We start from the raw sequence: 16,806 nt of genomic DNA on the forward strand, positions 1-16,806 counted from the left end.
GTGTGCTGAAGGAAAGGCAGCCTTGCGGCTGCCTTTCCTTTTCGGGGTATCGCTGCTGCGTGCGATATATTCCCTCGTTCTTGATTCTGTCGCGGTTTGCAGACCGATAAGCTCGCAGCTTCCCACTGGCAAGAGATCTACCTTATGAACCGGACAGTCAGGCTGGCTGCATTTGTCATCTGTGCGCAGTTGTTTGCTGCCTGTGGAGGTGGCGGTGGCGAAAGCAGCACGGGGGCCGCCAGCAGCACCAGTGCCGGGCATACGCTGAGCGGAGGCCTTGAGCTGTCTTCGGTGGCAGTGCTTGATTCGGATACCAACGATCCGCAGCAGACCGGCCGCACTGCCAATGACAGTCCGGAACAGGCCCAGGTGTTGAGTACGCCCGCGCTTCTGACCGGGACGCTCAATCTGGCAGGAGTCGGCCCGCAAGGAGCGAACCAGGAGAGCGGCGATCCCTGGGATGTATTCCTGACGCATCTGGCCGTTGGGCAAACCGTCTCGTTGTCGTTCACGGGTAGCGTCAGTGGCACGGATCTCGATCTGTATCTCGTGAATGCCGAAACGCAGGAAGTGGTGGGCTTCTCCGCATCCGAAAACGCCAGCAGTACCGAATGCATCAGCGCAGGGGCCGCCGGGGATTACTACGTCGTGGCGAACGCCTATGCAGGGGCCGCGCGTTATACGCTGAGCATCAGCGCCGAAGGCGAGCAGGTCAGCTGTCCGACGGTGTCCAGCAGCAAGGCCCTGTTCGTCAGCACTCAGTTGCTGAGCAAGCCACGCGATTCGCGCGCCGGTGCGCTGAGGGTTGCGGAAGCCGCCCGGCACCGGCCGCCCGTGTTGATCGACGTACCGGGCAAGGCCGCGCTGAGCTCGGCGGGCATGCGTCCCTTCAGCCGGCAGGACGGCACGGGATTGAGGCACGGGGCCAGCGCGGATACGGCGATAGAGCGTGGTATCAACACCCTGGTGTATGCCAAACGCCTTCGCGCTGGTGGTGAATACGCCTTCGTGGAGCCCAACTATCTGCTCAAGGCGCATGCCTTCGCGCCCAATGATCCGCTGTACGTCTACCAATCCTGGCATTACGCGCAGATCAAGCTGCCGGCGGCACGGACCCGACTGTCGGATGCCGCGCTCGAGGCGAACCCGCGCCCGCTGGTGGCTGTGATCGACGATGGCATCGTGCGGAATCACACGGATCTGTCTGCGCAGATCGAGGATGAATACGCCTTCATCTCCCTCGTTTCCGCCGGCGATGGCAACAGCCTATCGGCGGACGACCCCAGTACGGCAGCGGACGATCCGCTCTGGCATGGCACCCACGTGGCCGGCACCATCGCCGCGCTGGCCGATAACAGTCTGTGGGGGCTGGGCGTGGCGCCGATGGCAAAGCTGATGCCCCTGCGCGTATTCCAGGGCGAGAATGCGACCACCTACGATGTGCTGCAGGCGATCTATTACGCAGCGGGGCTGCAGAACAATTCCGGGCGTATCGCCGCGCGTCGCGCCGATGTGCTCAACATGAGCCTGGGGGCTCAGGGATCTTGCCCCATGGCCATCGCCGATGCTGTTGCCCAGGCACGCGCCCAGGGCGTGGTGGTGGTGGCCTCCTCCGGCAATGACGGACTCAATGCGGTCGGCATGCCGGCCAATTGCGCCGGGGTGATTGCCGTCGGCGCGACGGATGCGGCCGGCCGACGCACTGACTATTCAAATGCCGGCAGCGCGCTGGACGTGATGGCGCCCGGGGGCGATTCCCGGCAATCGCTTTCCGGCTTTACCGACTATGTCTACAGCACGGTAGGACGTTTCTCCGGCAATACCCGCCAGCCTTCTTTCGGTGGGCTGATAGGCACTTCGATGGCCGCGCCTCACGTATCCGGCGTGCTCGCGCTGATGCGCTACGCGAACCCCGACATCACCGTCACGCAGATCGATACGCTGCTTGCCCTGGGGCGGCTCAGTACGGATCTGGGAAGCTCCGGCTGGGATGCCGCGACCGGATATGGCCTGATCGACGCCGACAAGGCCGTGAGTGAAGCACTGGCGCTACGCGTGGGAAGTGAGACTCTGGCCGGAGTATTGCAGGTCAGCCCGGCGCAGATCCATCTGGGTAGCACGGTCAGCACGACCACCTTCACCATCGAGGCCACGGAGGAAACGGCCGAAACCGTCTCTGCCATCACCTCCGCTCATCCGGGCGTGCGCGTGGAGGCCGTGGATGTCGATGCGGCCGGTCTGGGCAGCTACCGGGTCAGCGTGGACCGCAGCCGGATGTCGGTGGGCAGCAACAGCGCCACCATCCAGATCCAGACCAGCGCACGCACGCTGACCGTGACCCTGAACGTGATACGCCTGCTCGATATGGGCAGCGCGAACGCCAGCCAGGAGCGTATCCGCGTCTTCGCGCTGCGCGCGGCTGATAGCGCTGTGCTGGCCACGACCGACGTCCATCCCGAGCGCGGCACCTATTCCTGGCGTCTGACGAATATCCCTGCCGGCGAGGTACGGATCTTGGCCAGTTCCGATGTGGACAACAACGGCCTCTACTGCGAAGCGGGCGAAGCCTGCGGGGTGTATTCCAGCGGCAGCAGCCTGACGGTGAATGGCGCCCGGAGCGGGCTCGCGATCACCCTGGATCTGTCCGGCACGCCTCCGCAGGGCGCCGCCACGCTCTCTCAATAGCGCCACACCTCAGGGCGTTGGCGCAGACTGCCGGCTGCGGGTCGCAGTTTGCGAATAGCTGCTCAACCCGCCCGCCCATCCACGCGCGGATGCCACAGGATGGGCGCGTAGCGCCACAGATAAAGCGCAAAGCACAATGCCCAGGCGATGGCCGAGAGCTGCAGCCCGGGCAGATACCAGCGGCTGTCAATCAGTGGAGGCAGCACCCGGGCCAGCAGCGCGAGCTGCATCAATGCATAGCAGGCCGTTTCCAGTGCGCCAGCCTTGAGCGCGCGACCGGTGTGACCCAATGCGGTGCGCGTGATCATGGCAATGATCAGGCCGGAAATCGTGCCGACGGTGATCAGGTGCAACAGGCTGGGCGCGGGAGTGAGGTCGAAACTGGCCAGTGCCAGCCAGGCCAGTGCCACGATCAGCCAGCCATGGGACAGATGCAGGATCCACAGCAATGGTGTGCGCCGTGTGGCCCACGGGCGCCAACCCTGGCAGCGCAGGGCCTGCAGCACGGCGGCGGGCGCGGCGAGTGCGCCGGTGAGCGCGGCAGGCAGGGCGCAGGCCCAGGCCAAGAGCGCAGCGGCGGTCAGCACGATGCTGGCCTGATCCACCCGTGCGTTCCGCCAGGGTTTGGTGCCCAGCGCATTGGCGGTGAAGCTGGGCACGATGCGCCCGGCGATCACCGTGCACAGCACGGCGATGATCGCGACAGCCAGGTGCAGGCCGAGCAGGGGGCTGAGCGCGAACCAGCCCTGCTGCGCGCCATGCATCAGCAGGTTGCTCAGGGCGAGCGCGGCGAGGATCACCAGTGCGAAATAATTGCGCCGGCTTCGGGCGCGGATCAGCACCCGGCCCAGCATCACGCCGGCCACCGGCAGGAAAGCCAGATCGAGCAGGGCGCCGAGCAGCGGCGGCGCCATGAGCAGGCCGAGCCGGCCGGCCAGCCACAAGGCCACCAGCGCGGCCAGTGGGCGTCCGCTGGGCGTGGACAGGCCGCTCCAGGTCTGCCCGGCGGTGAGCAGGAAGCCGACGATGACCGCAGCGGCAAAGCCGAAGATCATTTCATGGCCATGCCAGAGCAGGCCGGGCAGCGTGGTGGGTTGCGGTATCTGTCCGCCGAGCATCAGCACCCACAGCGGTACCAGCAATAGCGCGAGGCTCGCTGCGAGCAGATAGAACGGGCGGAAGCCCAGAGCAAGGAGCGCGAAGCCGCGCGGCGGAGTGGCTGGCCGGCGAACCGGCTCGGACAAGGGAATCACGGCCATGGGGCGAATCCGTCTGATTGGGGGAGTGGGGCGAGTCTGCCGCACAGCGCGGGCCCGGCGCCTTATCCTGCATCAACCGGAAAATCGCGCTTGGCAGTGCGTGTTTCTTTATAGCTGCATGCCGCGGGGCTGGGATGACTGCACAGCCTTAAATGGCGTCGGCGACCTTGACGAAGCCGGCGATGTTGGCGCCATCGACGTAGCTCACGCTGCCGTCCTCGCGCTTGCCATACTTTACACAGGCGGCATGGATGCCCTGCATGATCTCCAGCAGACGGGCGTCGACCTCTTCGCGCGTCCAGGACAGGCGCATGGCGTTCTGGCTCATTTCCAGCCCGGAGGTGGCAACCCCCCCCCGCATTGGAAGCCTTGCCCGGCGCATACAGCACCCGGTTGGCCTCGAAGGCCTTCACCGCTTCGAGGGTGGAGGGCATGTTGGCGCCCTCGGAGACGCAGATCACGCCATTGCTCACCAGGGTTTGCGCATCCGCTTCATCGAGTTCGTTCTGCGTGGCACAGGGCAGCGCAACGTCGACCGGCACATGCCAGGGCGTGCGGCCGGCTTCGAAGCGGGCGCCCACGCGTTCGGCGTAGTCGCTCACGCGGCCGTACTGCTGGTTCTTCACCTCCATCAGGATGGCGAGCTTTTCCGGCGTGAAGCCTTCCTCATCGATCACGGTGCCCGAGGAGTCGGATACCGTGAGCACCCTGGCGCCCAGCGCCATGGCCTTTTCGACGGCGTACTGAGCCACATTGCCCGAACCCGAAACCGAGACACGCAAACCCTTGAAGCTGCGGCCATGGTGCTTGAGCATCTCGTCGGCGAAATACACGGTGCCGTAGCCGGTGGCCTCGGGCCGGATCAGCGAGCCGCCGAAGCTGATGCCCTTGCCGGTAAACACGCAATCCGCGCGATTGGCGAGTTTCTTGTACATGCCGGCCATGTAGCCCACCTCACGGCCGCCGACGCCGATGTCGCCGGCCGGCACGTCGGTGTCGGCGCCGACGTGGCGGAACAGCTCGCTGACGAAGGCCTGGCAGAAACGCATGATTTCGCGCGGGCTCTTACCCTTGGGATCGAAGTCGGAGCCGCCTTTGCCGCCGCCCATGGGCAGCGTGGTCAGCGAATTCTTGAGGGTCTGCTCGAAGGCGAGGAACTTGAGGATCGACAGGTTGACCGAAGGGTGAAAGCGGATGCCGCCCTTGTAGGGGCCGATGGCCGAGTTGTGCTGGATGCGGTAGCCGCGATTGACGTGCACCCGGCCGGCGTCATCCACCCAGGAGACGCGGAACATGATTGCGCGCTCGGGCTCCACCAGGCGGTCGAGCAAGCCTTGCTCGGTGTAGCGGGGGTGCTTCTGGATGAAAGGCCACAGGCTCTCGATGATCTCGGTGACGGCCTGCATGTATTCCGGCTGACCGGGGTTGCGACTGGCGACCGCGTCGATGAACTCCTGACTGCTTTGATACCGCATCTGTCTTGCCTCCGTTGCTGTATGCACAAAAAAGATGCGCATTATCACGCTGACTAGTCGTTTAAGCACTGTTTTGTGGCGTATCTGGAGAGGTTTTGCGTGTAAATGCACCTTTATTGGTGGTGTTGTGCTTTTTTGTGGTGCATTGGTCGTGTTCGCTCATGAATGAAAGTTCTGATTGCGTGTTCGTACGCTTGTGTCGTTTCAGACAGGTCGATCTGTCATCTAGTCGACAGCCCGCCGCCGGTCTTCAATAGGCAAGATCATGTTTTGAAAGAGATATGTTTTTTGCTGCAGGTGCGGCACGCGGCTTGCACTGACAAGGCAACACCACCTTTGCGGGAGTTCAGCCATGTCAGCCTCCATCCTCGGCAGCCCCTTGTCCGCCGGCGGGTGCAGCAGCGCCCGGTGCGGCGCGGCGACCAGCCAGACCGATCAGTTGCCTGCCAGCCTGCAGCAACGTTTTCAGGATCACCCCTGCTATTCGGAGGAGGCCCACCAGTACTTCGCGCGCATCCACGTGGCGGTGGCTCCGGCCTGCAACATCCAGTGCAACTACTGCAACCGCAAGTACGACTGCAGCAACGAATCTCGCCCCGGCGTGGTTTCCGAAGTGCTCACCCCCGAGCAGGCGGTGAAGAAGACGCTGATCGTTGCCGCCGAGATCCCGCAGATGAGCGTGCTGGGCATTGCCGGCCCCGGTGATGCGCTGGCCAACCCCGGGCGCACCTTCGAAGTGTTCCGCGAACTCTCCCGGCGCGCGCCGGACATCAAGCTCTGCCTTTCAACCAATGGCCTGATGCTGCCGCAGTACGTCGATGAGATCGCCGCCGCCAACATCGATCACGTCACCATCACCATCAACTGCCTGGACCCCGAGATCGGCGCCCGGATCTATCCGTGGATTTTCTGGAACCATCGTCGCGTGCAAGGGCGCGAGGCTGCCGAGATTCTCATTGCCCAGCAGCAAAAGGGCCTGGAGATGCTGGTGGCGCGCGGCATCCTGGTGAAGGTGAATTCCGTGATGATTCCCGGCATCAATGACGAGCACCTCAAGGAAGTCTCGCGTGTGGTGCGCGCCAAGGGGGCCTTCCTGCACAACGTGATGCCGCTGATTTCCGAGGCTGAGCATGGCACCCATTTCGGCCTCACCGGCCAGCGCGGGCCGACCCCGGAAGAACTCAAGAACCTGCAGGATGCCTGCGCCGGCGAGATGAGCATGATGCGTCACTGCCGCCAGTGCCGTGCCGATGCCGTGGGTATGCTAGGCGAGGATCGTGGTTCTGAATTCTCGCTGGCGCGCATCGACGCCCTGCAGATCGATGAAGCTTTCGAGCAGGCCGCCCGGCAGCGCCGCGCCGAGGTGCGCGAGGCGATCCACGCCGAACTGGAAGCCAAGCGGGCGACGCGTCATGGGGGCAAGGCCGAAGTGCTGAGCTTTACGCCACTCGCACGTGGCCGTCCCGTACAGATGGCGGTGGCCAGCAGCGGCAGCGGCGTGATCAACCAGCACTTTGGCCATGCGCGCGAATTCCTCATCTACGAGGCCAGCAGCAAGGGCGTGCGCTTCCTCGGTACGCGCCGTGCCGCACAGTACTGCGGCGGCGAAGTGGAATGCGGCGAGCACGAGGCGGACAACACGCTGGCCCGCACCATCGCCATCCTGGCCGACTGCGAAGTCATCCTCTGTTCGCGCATCGGCATCGAGCCCTGGCGCAAGCTGGAAGAGGCGGGCATCCGTCCTGACACCGAACATGCCATGGAGTCCATCGAGGGCAGCGTGTTCGCCGTATGGCGGCAGATGCTGGAGAGCGGCCGGCTGGATGTTGCGCCGTTTGCCGACCAGATGAGGGCGTAATCAGTGCTGAGTACCGAGTGCTGAGGACTGAGCGAATGCTTCCGCCGGCCTGGCCGGCGCATGCATCGACTCAGCACCCGATCCTCGGCACCTGCCCCGACCGGAGGGAGGAAAAGCATGTCCCTTGAAATCATCGAAGGCTGCGTGAATTGCTGGGCCTGCCTGCCCTTGTGCCCCAATGAGGCCATCATCGAGGCCCGGCCGCATTTCCTCATCGAGCCGGAAGCCTGTACCGAGTGCGTGGAGGCCTATGCCACGCCACAGTGTGCTGCGATCTGCCCGGTGGAAGGCGTGATCGTGGATTCCCTCGGCGTGGCCTTGAATCCGCCGGGTTCCTTGCAGCCGCAGGTGGCCTGATGGCAACGGCCGGCACGCTGCCTCTCGGGTGGTCGCTGGGGGCGCATGAGCGGGTGAGGGGGCGAACCGCCGACCACGCCTGGCTGCGCAGCCATGCGCGCGGCGCCATGCTGGGGCTCGCCATCGGTGATGCACTGGGCGCCACGCTGGAATTCATGACTCCACGCGAGATCCGCGTCGAATACGGCGTGCATGACCGCATTCGGGGCGGCGGCTGGCTGCGCCTGGCCTCCGGGCAGGTCACCGACGATACCTCGATGGCCTTCTCGCTCGCCGAAAGCCTGCTGCGTGCTGGGCAACAGGCCAGCGCCGAGGATTTCGCGCAGGCTTTCGATGCCTGGATGCGCAGCAAGCCGGTGGATATCGGCCATACCGTGCGCCGTGGCATTGCACGTTATCGGCGCACCGGGGAAACCTGCGTGCCACAGTCGGATGATGCCGGCAACGGCGCCACCATGCGTTGCGCGCCGGTCGCACTGGCCCTACTGGGTGCTGCGCCGGACCGCGTGGCCACCACCACGCTGGCGCAGGCACGCGTCACCCATCACAACCCGCTCACCGACGCGGCCACGCTCACGGTGGTCAACATGGTGCAGGCCGGCGTGGCCGGCGCTGGCATCGGTGCCTTGATGGCCCAGGCACACCTGCTGGTGCGTGAATTTCCGGCTTTCCGTTTCCGGGGCGGGCGGCGCGCCGAGAATCCCAGTGGCTACATCGTCGATACCCTGGGTGCGGTGCTGCAGGGGATCGACATCAACGACAGCTTCGAGAGCGTGCTGATTGATGTGGTCAACCGGGGGGGCGATGCCGACACCACGGGCGCCATCGCTGGCGCCATCATGGGCGCACTGGCCGGCGAGGAAGGCTTGCCCGAGCGCTGGGTACGCGCCCTGGATGGCAGCGCGCGGAAGCAGTGCATCGACCATGCCGATGCCCTGATCGCGGCATCGCCGGCCTGGGGTTGAACCATCGGGGGGCCGCCGCTCGGGCGATTGCCCTCTTCCTCATTTCCGTTCAGATCAGGCGTCCGTCGCGTGTGAGCATCGAAAGCTGGATCTGATTGATCGCGCGCGTGCCGCCCAGATTCAGTTTCAGGCCTCCCAGATCCACCATGCCGATGCGGTTGCGCGCGGTGGCGGCCAGGCGGCGGGGGCTGTCGGCGCGGCGCAGCACCGCGAGCAGTGTCTGCGCAGCCACATAGCCTTCGAGCGACATTGCCGTCGGCGCTTCATCCAGGTAACGCCCCAGCAGGCGACGGAAATTCGCCACGACCGGGATCAGCGTGTTGGTCGGGTCGGGCACCGCGCGCGCCACCAGGATTCCCATCGAGAGATCCGGGCCGATGAGCTGTTGTGCCGTGGGCAGGTCCACCATCGAGCCGAGGCAGGCGAACATCGCAGGATCCCGTTGCCGCAGGGGCTTGAGCAGCAGGCCGGCGGAAAAGGCGTCCGCCATCACGATCACGGCCTGGATGCCGTCGCGTGCCAGGGCCTGGATCACTTCGGCGCTGTTGGCGGCGTTCTCGCGCAGGGTGTAGCTCTTCGGGCGTTCGAGGCGTTGTGTGGCCAGCTCGCTCTGGATCGCACGGTATGCGGCCTGCATTGACGGAGTTTCGGTGTGAACGATGCCCAACCGGGTCAGTGACAGGTTGCCCAGGCGTTGCAGCATCTGCCGCATCTCCTCGACGAGGCTGGGGTGCAGGTAGGTGATGCGGCCGGCGCCGGCCGGGTGCTCGATGCCGGTGAGCGGGGCAAACAGATCCACGTCCGAGCGGCGGAAGAATTCGCTGCCGACGGCCGCTTCCACGCAGGCCTCCGAGCAGAAGCCGAACAGCAGTTCGGCGCCGTCGTCCAGAAACGCCTTGGTGTTGGTTACCGTGCGTGCCGGGTCGCCACCATCGTCGCGTTGCAGGAAGCGGATCGGTCGGCCGCCCACACCGCCAGCCTCGTTGGCCTGATCGAAGGCTATCTTGGCGCCGCTGAAATATTCACGGCCGATGTTCTGCATCGCGCCCGAAAGATCCACGCTCTGCCCGACGACGATCGGCCTGCCACTCCGGTCCTGGGCGTGTGCCATTGCCGGCATACCCTGCAGGAAACCCGCCGCCAGGCTGGCGCCAAGAAAATCACGTCGGTTCATGTACTGAGCACTCCATTGACCAAACCGTGAATTTTCGACTTCGAACGCTATCGTTTCGTGACAGAAGGCGAACGTTGCGGCGCGAACGTGCCAGAATGCGTGCCCCCTGCAAAAACAGTCTGCAAAAGTGAGCAAGGTTCGCATCGTGGGCGGCACACACCGCTCGCGCCTCATCGAAGTCCCGGACGCCATCGGCCTGCGGCCGACGCCGGACCGCGTGCGCGAAACCCTGTTCAACTGGCTGGGGCAAGATCTCGCCGGCCTGCGTTGTCTGGATCTGTTCGCCGGCAGCGGTGCGCTGGGCTTCGAGGCCGCTTCGCGCGGGGCTGCCGAGGTGGTGCTGGTCGAGCGTGCGCCCAAGGTCTTTGCGCATCTGAAGAAGACGGCCGCGCAGCTCGGGTTGCCCAATGTCCGGCTGCAACCCGGGGATGGGCTAGAATTCCTCGCTGCCACCCGGCAGCGTTTCGATCTGATTTTCCTGGACCCCCCGTTTCAGCAAGGCTTGCTTGTGCGCCTGGCGCCCATGCTTGCGCGGGTGCTGACGCCCGGCGGTGCGGTGTATGCCGAGGCCGAAGCCCCGGTGTTGGAACTGGGTGCCCTGCGGCAGGTGAAGTCCGGCAAGGCGGGCATGGTGCATTACCAATTGTTGCGCGGAGTGGAGAGCGCCCATGACTGAACGGATTGCCGTCTATCCCGGTACTTTCGATCCCCTCACGCGTGGTCACGAGGATCTCGTGCGGCGCAGCATGCGACTGTTCGACCGCGTGGTGGTGGGTGTGGCAGACAGCCGTGGCAAACGCCCGCTGTTTTCGCTCGACGAGCGTGTGGCACTGGCGCGGGAGGTGCTGGCAGACCTGCCGAACGTGGAGGTGGCCGGCTTCTCCGGCCTGCTCATCGATTTCGTGCGTGAACGTGGCGCCCGGGTGATCGTGCGCGGCCTGCGCGCCGTGTCCGATTTCGAGTTCGAGTTCCAGATGGCGGGCATGAACCGGCGTCTGCACCCGGATGTCGAAACCCTGTTCCTGACTCCGGGCGAGGAGCACATGTTCCTCTCTGCCACCATGGTGCGCGAGATCGGCCTTTTCGGCGGCGACGTGAGCACTTTCGTGGCGCCGTGCGTGGCCCGGCGCATCCGCGAGATTCAGCAGGCACGCCAGTGCGACGAAGCCTGAAGAGGCTGTTTATGACCTCTTTCAATAAGGTTTGGGCGCTCGTTCATGCTTCGATACCTCAGCACGAACGGGGTTGAAGTGTCGGTTGTTCAGGAACGGCCGTTTGCCCCCGGATCGGGTCCGGGGCAGGCTCTGAGCCTGTCGAAGGGTGAATACAGAGCGAAGAAAAGATCGGAAACACCCTCTGAGACGTTTTCGAAGAACATCAATAGCCAGTAGAAGGAAAGCCAAGATGGCCTTGAAGATCAGCGACGAATGCATCAACTGTGATGTGTGCGAGCCTGAGTGCCCCAATACCGCTATCTCGCAGGGGGAGGAAATCTACGAGATCAGCCCGGACAAGTGCACCGAATGCATCGGCCACTACGATGAGCCGCAATGCCAGCAGGTCTGTCCGGTCGATTGCATCCAGCTGGACCCGGCCATCGTCGAGTCGCCGGATCAGCTGATGCAGAAGTTCATCCGCCTGATGAAGGTCTGATCGCGGGGCTGTGACAGGGAGAGTGGCCCCTCGGCCCATCGCTATGCGATGGCCCGATCCCCCAAGGGGATGCTTTTTCATCTTGGGACGGCCCGGCAATGAAAAAGGCCGCAACGCGTAAGCGTCGCGGCCTTCGTACGTCTGGTGCCGGGGATCAGAGCCCGCTGCTGCGTTTGGCGAGGTTCTGGATGCGCGTGTTGTTGGCGTGCGCGGTGTCGATCTCGGCATAGGGTGTGCCGCGCGGGTAGTTCGCCTGCAGATACCAGGCAAAGGCCGCCTGCTCACCGCCCACCATGGTGAAGCTCATGGTGGCGCCGCTGGCAACGAGGTCCACACGGTCGAACAGCACGCTGTCCGCGCTTGCGAAGCTCGAGAAGGGATAGCCGTCGCCGCCGCCCGCCAGGTAGTTCAGCGTCACCATGCGATAGGTTTTGCCCGCTGCCACCTGCAGTGCGCCATCGCGATACACCGTTTCCGAGCCGGTCAGCGGGCCGGCACCATCCGGGTCGTTCACCACAATGGTTTGCACGCGGCTGCCATTGGGCTGAGTGGGGTCGAAGCTGAACTTCACGCCACCCACTTGCGGGAACTTGCCTTGCGTGGAGGTCTCGCTCCAGTCCGCCACGCCGTGCTCCAGCACCTGCTTGAGCTGCTCGGCGGTCAGCGTGAGCAGTGACAGGCCGTTGTTGCACTTCAGCGCGAACTCGATATCGAGCTGCGAGATGTCGCCAGCCTCCTTGCCCACGTCGGCATTGGCAGCGGTTCTGGTCTTGGTGCCGCCGTCGGTGGAGCCCGCCGGTGCGTAGATGGTGCCGATCGAAGAGCGGATACCGCCACCGTTCTTCAGCGAGATCGCGACGGAGGGATCAGTCTGCTGCGCATAGGCGAGATTGGCGTCGGCGGAAAGATTGCCGAGGTTGGATTCGCGGTTGCGCACGTACACACGGTCGCCTTCCAGATAGACGCTGGCCGCACCCAGGAGGTTCCCATCCTTGGCAGAGATCACCGCACCGATCTTGTCGGCGATGGCGACGACTGCAGGCATGGCGTCCGCGCTGGTCACGCCCGCGCGGGCCAGTCCGGCCGTGTCCGTGGCCCAGGCGCCGTTGGCGGCGATGTCGAGCTTGCCGGTGATGACGCGGCCGCTGGCATCGAAGGGCAGCACCAGGCGGCCAAGGTATTTGTAGTCGGCATCAACGTTCACCACCAGGATGGGCTCGCCACTGGCCGAGGTGTACGCCAGCGGATAGATTCCGCCCTTGGTGTCGCCAGCGCGCACGATATCGTCGGTGTCGTACAGGCCGGTGTTGGAGCCGCCCGCCACGATCACGTCCACATCCTTGAGCAGCGGGGCGAGCGAGCGTTCCACGCTCAGTTGCTGCATGTGGGCGAGCACGATCACCTTGTTGATGCCGCTGGCGGTGAGGGCATCGACGGAAGTCTGGATCTCGGCGGCCAGTGCGTTGAGGCTGTTGTCGGCCGGGCGCACGGTGACGCCCCCCATCGTGGTGATCACCGGCAGGGTGGGCGTCGAGGCGCCGACCAGACCGATCTTTTCGCCATTCACGGTGACCACCGCGTACTTCGCGATCTTGTTCTTCAGCGTGCCGGCTTCGGCGCCATCGTTCGCGGCTGCGGCCAGGCTGGCGAGGTTGCTGTCACCCGAGAAGTCCAGGTTCGTGGCGAGGTAGGGAAATTGCGTGCCCGGCCAGGTCTGGCTACCCGAGGTGGCGGGCTTGATCAGGTCCGCCACGGTGCGGGTGCCGTTATCGAATTCGTGGTTGCCGAATACTGAGGCCTGCACGCCCAGCGCGTTGAGGATGCCGATGTCGCCCCGGCCAGCCGAGGGAACACCCAGTTCATCGGTGAGCGAGGTGTCGTCGGCGGCATTGAAGAAGGGGCCGGGAATGTAGTTGTCGCCCGAGGAGACGAAAAGCGTGTTGTCCGGCATGTCTGCACGGAATTTCTTCACCAGCGCCGAGATGGCTTTGGCGTTGCTTACCAGATCGCCCCCCGAATCCATGTCGGAAACGTGCAGCAACTGCAGGGTGTAGGCCGTGGCGGCCAGGCTGGATGAACTGCTCGACGAGCTGCTGGCACTGTCGCTGCCCGAATCGCTGCCGCCGCAGGCGCCCAACAGGCTGATCAGGGCGCCGGCGGCAAGCCAGCGCAGGAAAGGGGTAGTCATCGTGGTACGCCTCCTGTGGAATCTGCCGCAACTGCGGCGCGGCGCAGTTGCGGCAACACAGATGACATGGACGTTAATCGGCTTAAAGATGACATGGCATCCTGCGGCGCTCGACCCCGCTTCCTGTGTAATATCCCGCCTCATGTCTTCCACCCGCGCCCGTGCCGACCACCAGACGGCCTTTCTGCTGCATAGCTACCCCTGGCGCGAAACCAGCCTGATCGTCGAGATGTTCTCGCGCGAATACGGCCGCGTGCCGATGGTCGCCAAGGGCGCGCGCCGCGCCGGCTCGATGCTGCGCGGCGTGTTGATGGGCTTCCAGCCGCTGGACCTTTCGTGGAGTGGCAAGGGCGAGGTGAAGACGCTGACCCAGGCGCACTGGCAAGGTGGCCAGCCGCTGCTGACCGGGCTTGGCCTGCTCTGCGGCTACTATCTGAATGAACTCCTGATCCGCCTGCTGGCGCGCGAAGATCCGCACCCGGCGCTGTTCGACGCCTACGCCGAAACCCTGGCCCGGCTGGCGGCCAGGGAGGACCATTCACCGCTGCTGCGCGCCTTCGAACTGGTGCTGCTGCGCGAGGCGGGCTACGCCCCGCTCCTGGCCGAGGAGGCCGACAGCGGCGAACCGGTGCAGGCCGGAGCGCATTATCTGTATCTCATCGAGCGCGGTCCGCTGCCGGCCACCGATGCGCCCACCGACCTGCCGTTGATCCCGGGCCGGGCGCTGCTGGCCATGGCTGCGGGCGATTTCTCCGCCGCCGAGACCCAGGCGCACGCCAAAGGCCTCATGCGCCGGCTCATCCATTACCATCTGGGCGGCCAGCCGCTCGAATCCCGCCGCATCCTGATGGAGCTGCAGGCACTCTGACATAGGACTTCCCACCATGATCGAACTCGGCGTCAACATCGACCACGTCGCCACCCTGCGCCAGGCGCGCCGCACCTACGAACCGGACCCCGTGTGGGCTGCCGTCGAAGCTCACCTGGGCGGAGCCGACGGCATCACCGTGCACCTGCGCGAGGATCGTCGCCACATCCAGGACGACGACGTACGTCACCTGCGCGAACTCACCCACATCAAGCTCAACCTGGAGATGGCCGCCACCGACGAGATGGTCGGCATCGCCTGTGCGCTCAAGCCCGAGATGGCGATGCTGGTGCCCGAGGGGCGCCAGGAAGTCACCACCGAGGGCGGGCTGGACATCGTGGCGCAAGAGGCGCGTCTGAAGGAAGTGATCGCCCGCCTGCGCGATGCGGGCATCATGACCAGCGTGTTCATCGACGCCACGCCCGCGCAGGTCGAAGCCGCCGCCCGTATCGGCGCACGCGTCTGCGAGATCCACACCGGCCCCTACGCCGCGGCCTTCCACACCAAGGGCCGCGATGCACGCAGCCCGGCCGTGCTGGAGGAACTGGCAAAGATCCGCCTAGCCGGTCGCGCCATCGTCGATCTGGGCATGCGCTTCAACGCCGGGCATGCGCTCAACTACTTCAACGTGCAGCCGGTGGCTGCCCTGCCGGAAGTGCGCGAACTGCACATCGGCCACGCCATCGTCAGCCGCGCGGTCTTCGTCGGTCTGCGCGAGGCGGTGTCCGAGATGAAGCGCCTGATGCGCGAAGCCGACGCCACCCGCAGCGCCCGGTGATCGCGTGATCCACGGCATCGGTACCGACATCGTCACCATCGCGCGCATGCGCGAGGCGCTCGGCCGCCATGGCGAGCGTTTCGCCGAGCGCGTGCTGGCACCCGCGGAGCTGGCCGACTATGCCCGCGCGCGCGATGGCGCGCGCTTTCTCGCCAAGCGTTTCGCCGCCAAGGAAGCCTTCGCCAAGGCGCTGGGCACCGGGCTGCGCCCGCCGGCCACGCTGGCGGCCATCGGCATCACGCACGACGAACTCGGCAAACCCCTCTATCTCTATGACGAGGCGCTCGCCGCGCATCTGGCCGCGCGCGGCCTGCGCGCACACCTCTCGATCAGCGACGAGCAGCAGCACGTCGTCGCCTTTGCGATCCTGGAAACCCAGCCATGACGATTTCCCTGCCGCTGGGCCCCGTCCTTTGCGACGTGGCCGGCCATGTCCTCACCGAGGCCGAGCGCGAAACGCTGCGCCATCCGCTGGTGGGCGGCGTGATCCTGTTCTCCCGCAATTTCGACAGCCCCGAGCAGCTGCAGCGCCTGTGCGCCGAGATTCACGCGTTGCGCGAGCCTGCGCTGCTGGTCACGGTGGATCATGAGGGCGGGCGTGTGCAGCGCTTCTGCCAGGGCTTCACGCGTCTGCCACCGATGCGTGCGCTGGGCGATCTGTACGCGCGCTCGCCGCGCGACGCGCTGCTCAGCGCGCAGGATGTCGGCTACGTGCTGGGCACCGAGCTGCTCGCCCATGGTGTCGATCTTTCCTTCACGCCGGTGCTGGATCTCGATCACGGTCATAGCGGCGTGATTGGCGATCGTGCTTTCCACCGCGAGCCGCAGATCGTCGCCATGCTCGCCCATTCCGTCGCCATCGGGCTGCGCGAAGCCGGCATGGGTTGCGTGGGCAAGCATTTTCCGGGGCACGGCTTCGCCGAGGCGGATTCCCATGTCGCCATGCCGGTCGACGGCCGCGATTTCGACGCCATCTGGCAGGCGGATATCGCGCCCTATCGGGGCGAGCTGCGCGGCACACTCTCCGGCGTGATGCCCGCGCACGTGGTGTTCACCGCCTGCGACAGCGTGCCCGCCTGCTTCTCTTCATTCTGGTTGCAGGATGTGCTGCGCGGCCGTGTCGGCTTCGACGGCCTGATCTTCAGCGACGACCTCACCATGCAAGGTGCTGCCGTGATGGGCGACATCGTTGCCCGCGCCGACGCCGCCCACCGCGCCGGCTGCGATGTGGTGCTGGTCTGCAACCACCCTGAGCTCACCGCCGAACTGCTCAGCCGCTGGCAGCCCGAACACCGCCCGGCCACCGCGGCCAGACTCGCCGCACTGCGCCCGCAAACCTATCCCGCGATGGAAGTGCTTTCCGTCGACAAACGCTTCACCGATGCCTGGGTGAGCGTGCAGAACCTTGGAGCCTGAGAACCTACTCACAGTTTGACTGCGAGGCCCTGATCAGGGCTCATGTGCTGCTCGGCTGCCCACGGCTGGCTTTGCACAGCCAGCCGGCTACGGCGGTGCGCAGCGGGCTGCGCGAAACCCCGCCTGCGCC

The 16,806-nt window shown here is 65.3% G+C and carries 15 protein-coding genes; 11 read left to right on the plus strand and 4 right to left on the minus strand.

What is annotated here, in order from left to right; translation table 11 throughout:
* Nucleotides 1-144: 144 nt before the first annotated feature.
* The gene (locus BGI27_RS07640) at nt 145-2,685 is read left to right on the plus strand and encodes a S8 family serine peptidase (protein ID WP_095524294.1); all 2,541 of its coding nucleotides are present in this window, start codon (nt 145-147) and stop codon (nt 2,683-2,685) included.
* Between the two features lie 62 nt (nt 2,686-2,747).
* On the opposite strand, the gene BGI27_RS07645 is transcribed toward BGI27_RS07640, so the two are convergent.
* A complete protein-coding gene (locus BGI27_RS07645; RefSeq protein WP_095524295.1) occupies nt 2,748-3,944 on the minus strand; it encodes an NnrS family protein in 1,197 nt (398 codons plus the stop codon).
* A gap of 62 nt (nt 3,945-4,006) precedes the next feature.
* Entirely contained in the window at nt 4,007-5,419 is a 1,413-nt protein-coding gene (gdhA, locus tag BGI27_RS07650; protein WP_239591098.1) for an NADP-specific glutamate dehydrogenase, read from the minus strand.
* A 352-nt stretch (nt 5,420-5,771) separates the two neighbouring features.
* Here gdhA and nifB point away from each other — a divergent pair, with 352 nt between their 5' ends.
* From nifB to draG, 3 genes are all read left to right on the plus strand, one after another.
* Nucleotides 5,772-7,277 (plus strand): nitrogenase cofactor biosynthesis protein NifB, encoded by a 1,506-nt coding sequence (gene nifB, locus BGI27_RS07655; protein WP_095524296.1) that lies wholly within the window; start codon nt 5,772-5,774, stop codon nt 7,275-7,277.
* Nucleotides 7,278-7,394: 117 nt separating this feature from the next.
* The gene (locus BGI27_RS07660; RefSeq protein ID WP_095524297.1) at nt 7,395-7,634 is read left to right on the plus strand and encodes a 4Fe-4S dicluster domain-containing protein; all 240 of its coding nucleotides are present in this window, start codon (nt 7,395-7,397) and stop codon (nt 7,632-7,634) included.
* Nucleotides 7,634-8,599, plus strand: a complete 966-nt coding sequence (gene draG / locus BGI27_RS07665; RefSeq protein ID WP_095524298.1) for an ADP-ribosyl-[dinitrogen reductase] hydrolase — start codon at nt 7,634-7,636, stop codon at nt 8,597-8,599. Before BGI27_RS07660 ends, draG begins: the two co-directional genes overlap by 1 nt.
* A gap of 49 nt (nt 8,600-8,648) precedes the next feature.
* Here draG and BGI27_RS07670 read toward each other — a convergent pair whose 3' ends face one another.
* Nucleotides 8,649-9,773 (minus strand): ABC transporter substrate-binding protein, encoded by a 1,125-nt coding sequence (locus BGI27_RS07670; RefSeq protein WP_170942935.1) that lies wholly within the window; start codon nt 9,771-9,773, stop codon nt 8,649-8,651.
* A 127-nt stretch (nt 9,774-9,900) separates the two neighbouring features.
* On the opposite strand from BGI27_RS07670, the gene rsmD reads away from it, so the two are divergent.
* The 3 genes from rsmD to BGI27_RS07685 all read left to right on the plus strand — a co-directional run bounded on the left by rsmD (nt 9,901) and on the right by BGI27_RS07685 (nt 11,426).
* A complete protein-coding gene (rsmD, locus tag BGI27_RS07675) occupies nt 9,901-10,449 on the plus strand; it encodes a 16S rRNA (guanine(966)-N(2))-methyltransferase RsmD (protein WP_095524309.1) in 549 nt (182 codons plus the stop codon).
* Nucleotides 10,442-10,945, plus strand: a complete 504-nt coding sequence (gene coaD / locus BGI27_RS07680) for a pantetheine-phosphate adenylyltransferase (protein WP_095524300.1) — start codon at nt 10,442-10,444, stop codon at nt 10,943-10,945. Before rsmD ends, coaD begins: the two co-directional genes overlap by 8 nt.
* A gap of 148 nt (nt 10,946-11,093) precedes the next feature.
* Complete coding sequence (locus BGI27_RS07685; RefSeq protein WP_223871666.1) at nt 11,094-11,426, plus strand: YfhL family 4Fe-4S dicluster ferredoxin; 333 nt, start codon at nt 11,094-11,096, stop codon at nt 11,424-11,426.
* A gap of 154 nt (nt 11,427-11,580) precedes the next feature.
* Here BGI27_RS07685 and BGI27_RS07690 read toward each other — a convergent pair whose 3' ends face one another.
* Nucleotides 11,581-13,614 (minus strand): bifunctional metallophosphatase/5'-nucleotidase, encoded by a 2,034-nt coding sequence (locus BGI27_RS07690; RefSeq protein ID WP_095524302.1) that lies wholly within the window; start codon nt 13,612-13,614, stop codon nt 11,581-11,583.
* A 142-nt stretch (nt 13,615-13,756) separates the two neighbouring features.
* Between BGI27_RS07690 and recO the strand changes: the two genes are divergently transcribed.
* Genes recO through nagZ form a run of 4 tightly spaced genes read left to right on the plus strand, consistent with a single transcriptional unit; the run spans nt 13,757 to nt 16,676 of the window.
* A complete protein-coding gene (gene recO / locus BGI27_RS07695) occupies nt 13,757-14,482 on the plus strand; it encodes a DNA repair protein RecO (protein WP_095524303.1) in 726 nt (241 codons plus the stop codon).
* A gap of 16 nt (nt 14,483-14,498) precedes the next feature.
* Nucleotides 14,499-15,260: a pyridoxine 5'-phosphate synthase gene (locus tag BGI27_RS07700; protein ID WP_095524304.1), complete on the plus strand. Its 762-nt coding sequence runs from the start codon at nt 14,499-14,501 to the stop codon at nt 15,258-15,260.
* A gap of 4 nt (nt 15,261-15,264) precedes the next feature.
* Complete coding sequence (gene acpS / locus BGI27_RS07705) at nt 15,265-15,645, plus strand: holo-ACP synthase (protein WP_095524305.1); 381 nt, start codon at nt 15,265-15,267, stop codon at nt 15,643-15,645.
* On the plus strand, nt 15,642-16,676 hold the full coding sequence (nagZ, locus tag BGI27_RS07710) for a beta-N-acetylhexosaminidase (protein WP_095524306.1): 1,035 nt from the start codon (nt 15,642-15,644) through the stop codon (nt 16,674-16,676). Before acpS ends, nagZ begins: the two co-directional genes overlap by 4 nt.
* The last annotated feature ends 130 nt before the right edge of the window (nt 16,677-16,806 follow it).

Origin of the sequence: Candidatus Dactylopiibacterium carminicum (assembly GCF_014736495.1) — a bacterium.
Classification (GTDB): domain Bacteria; phylum Pseudomonadota; class Gammaproteobacteria; order Burkholderiales; family Rhodocyclaceae; genus Uliginosibacterium; species Uliginosibacterium carminicum.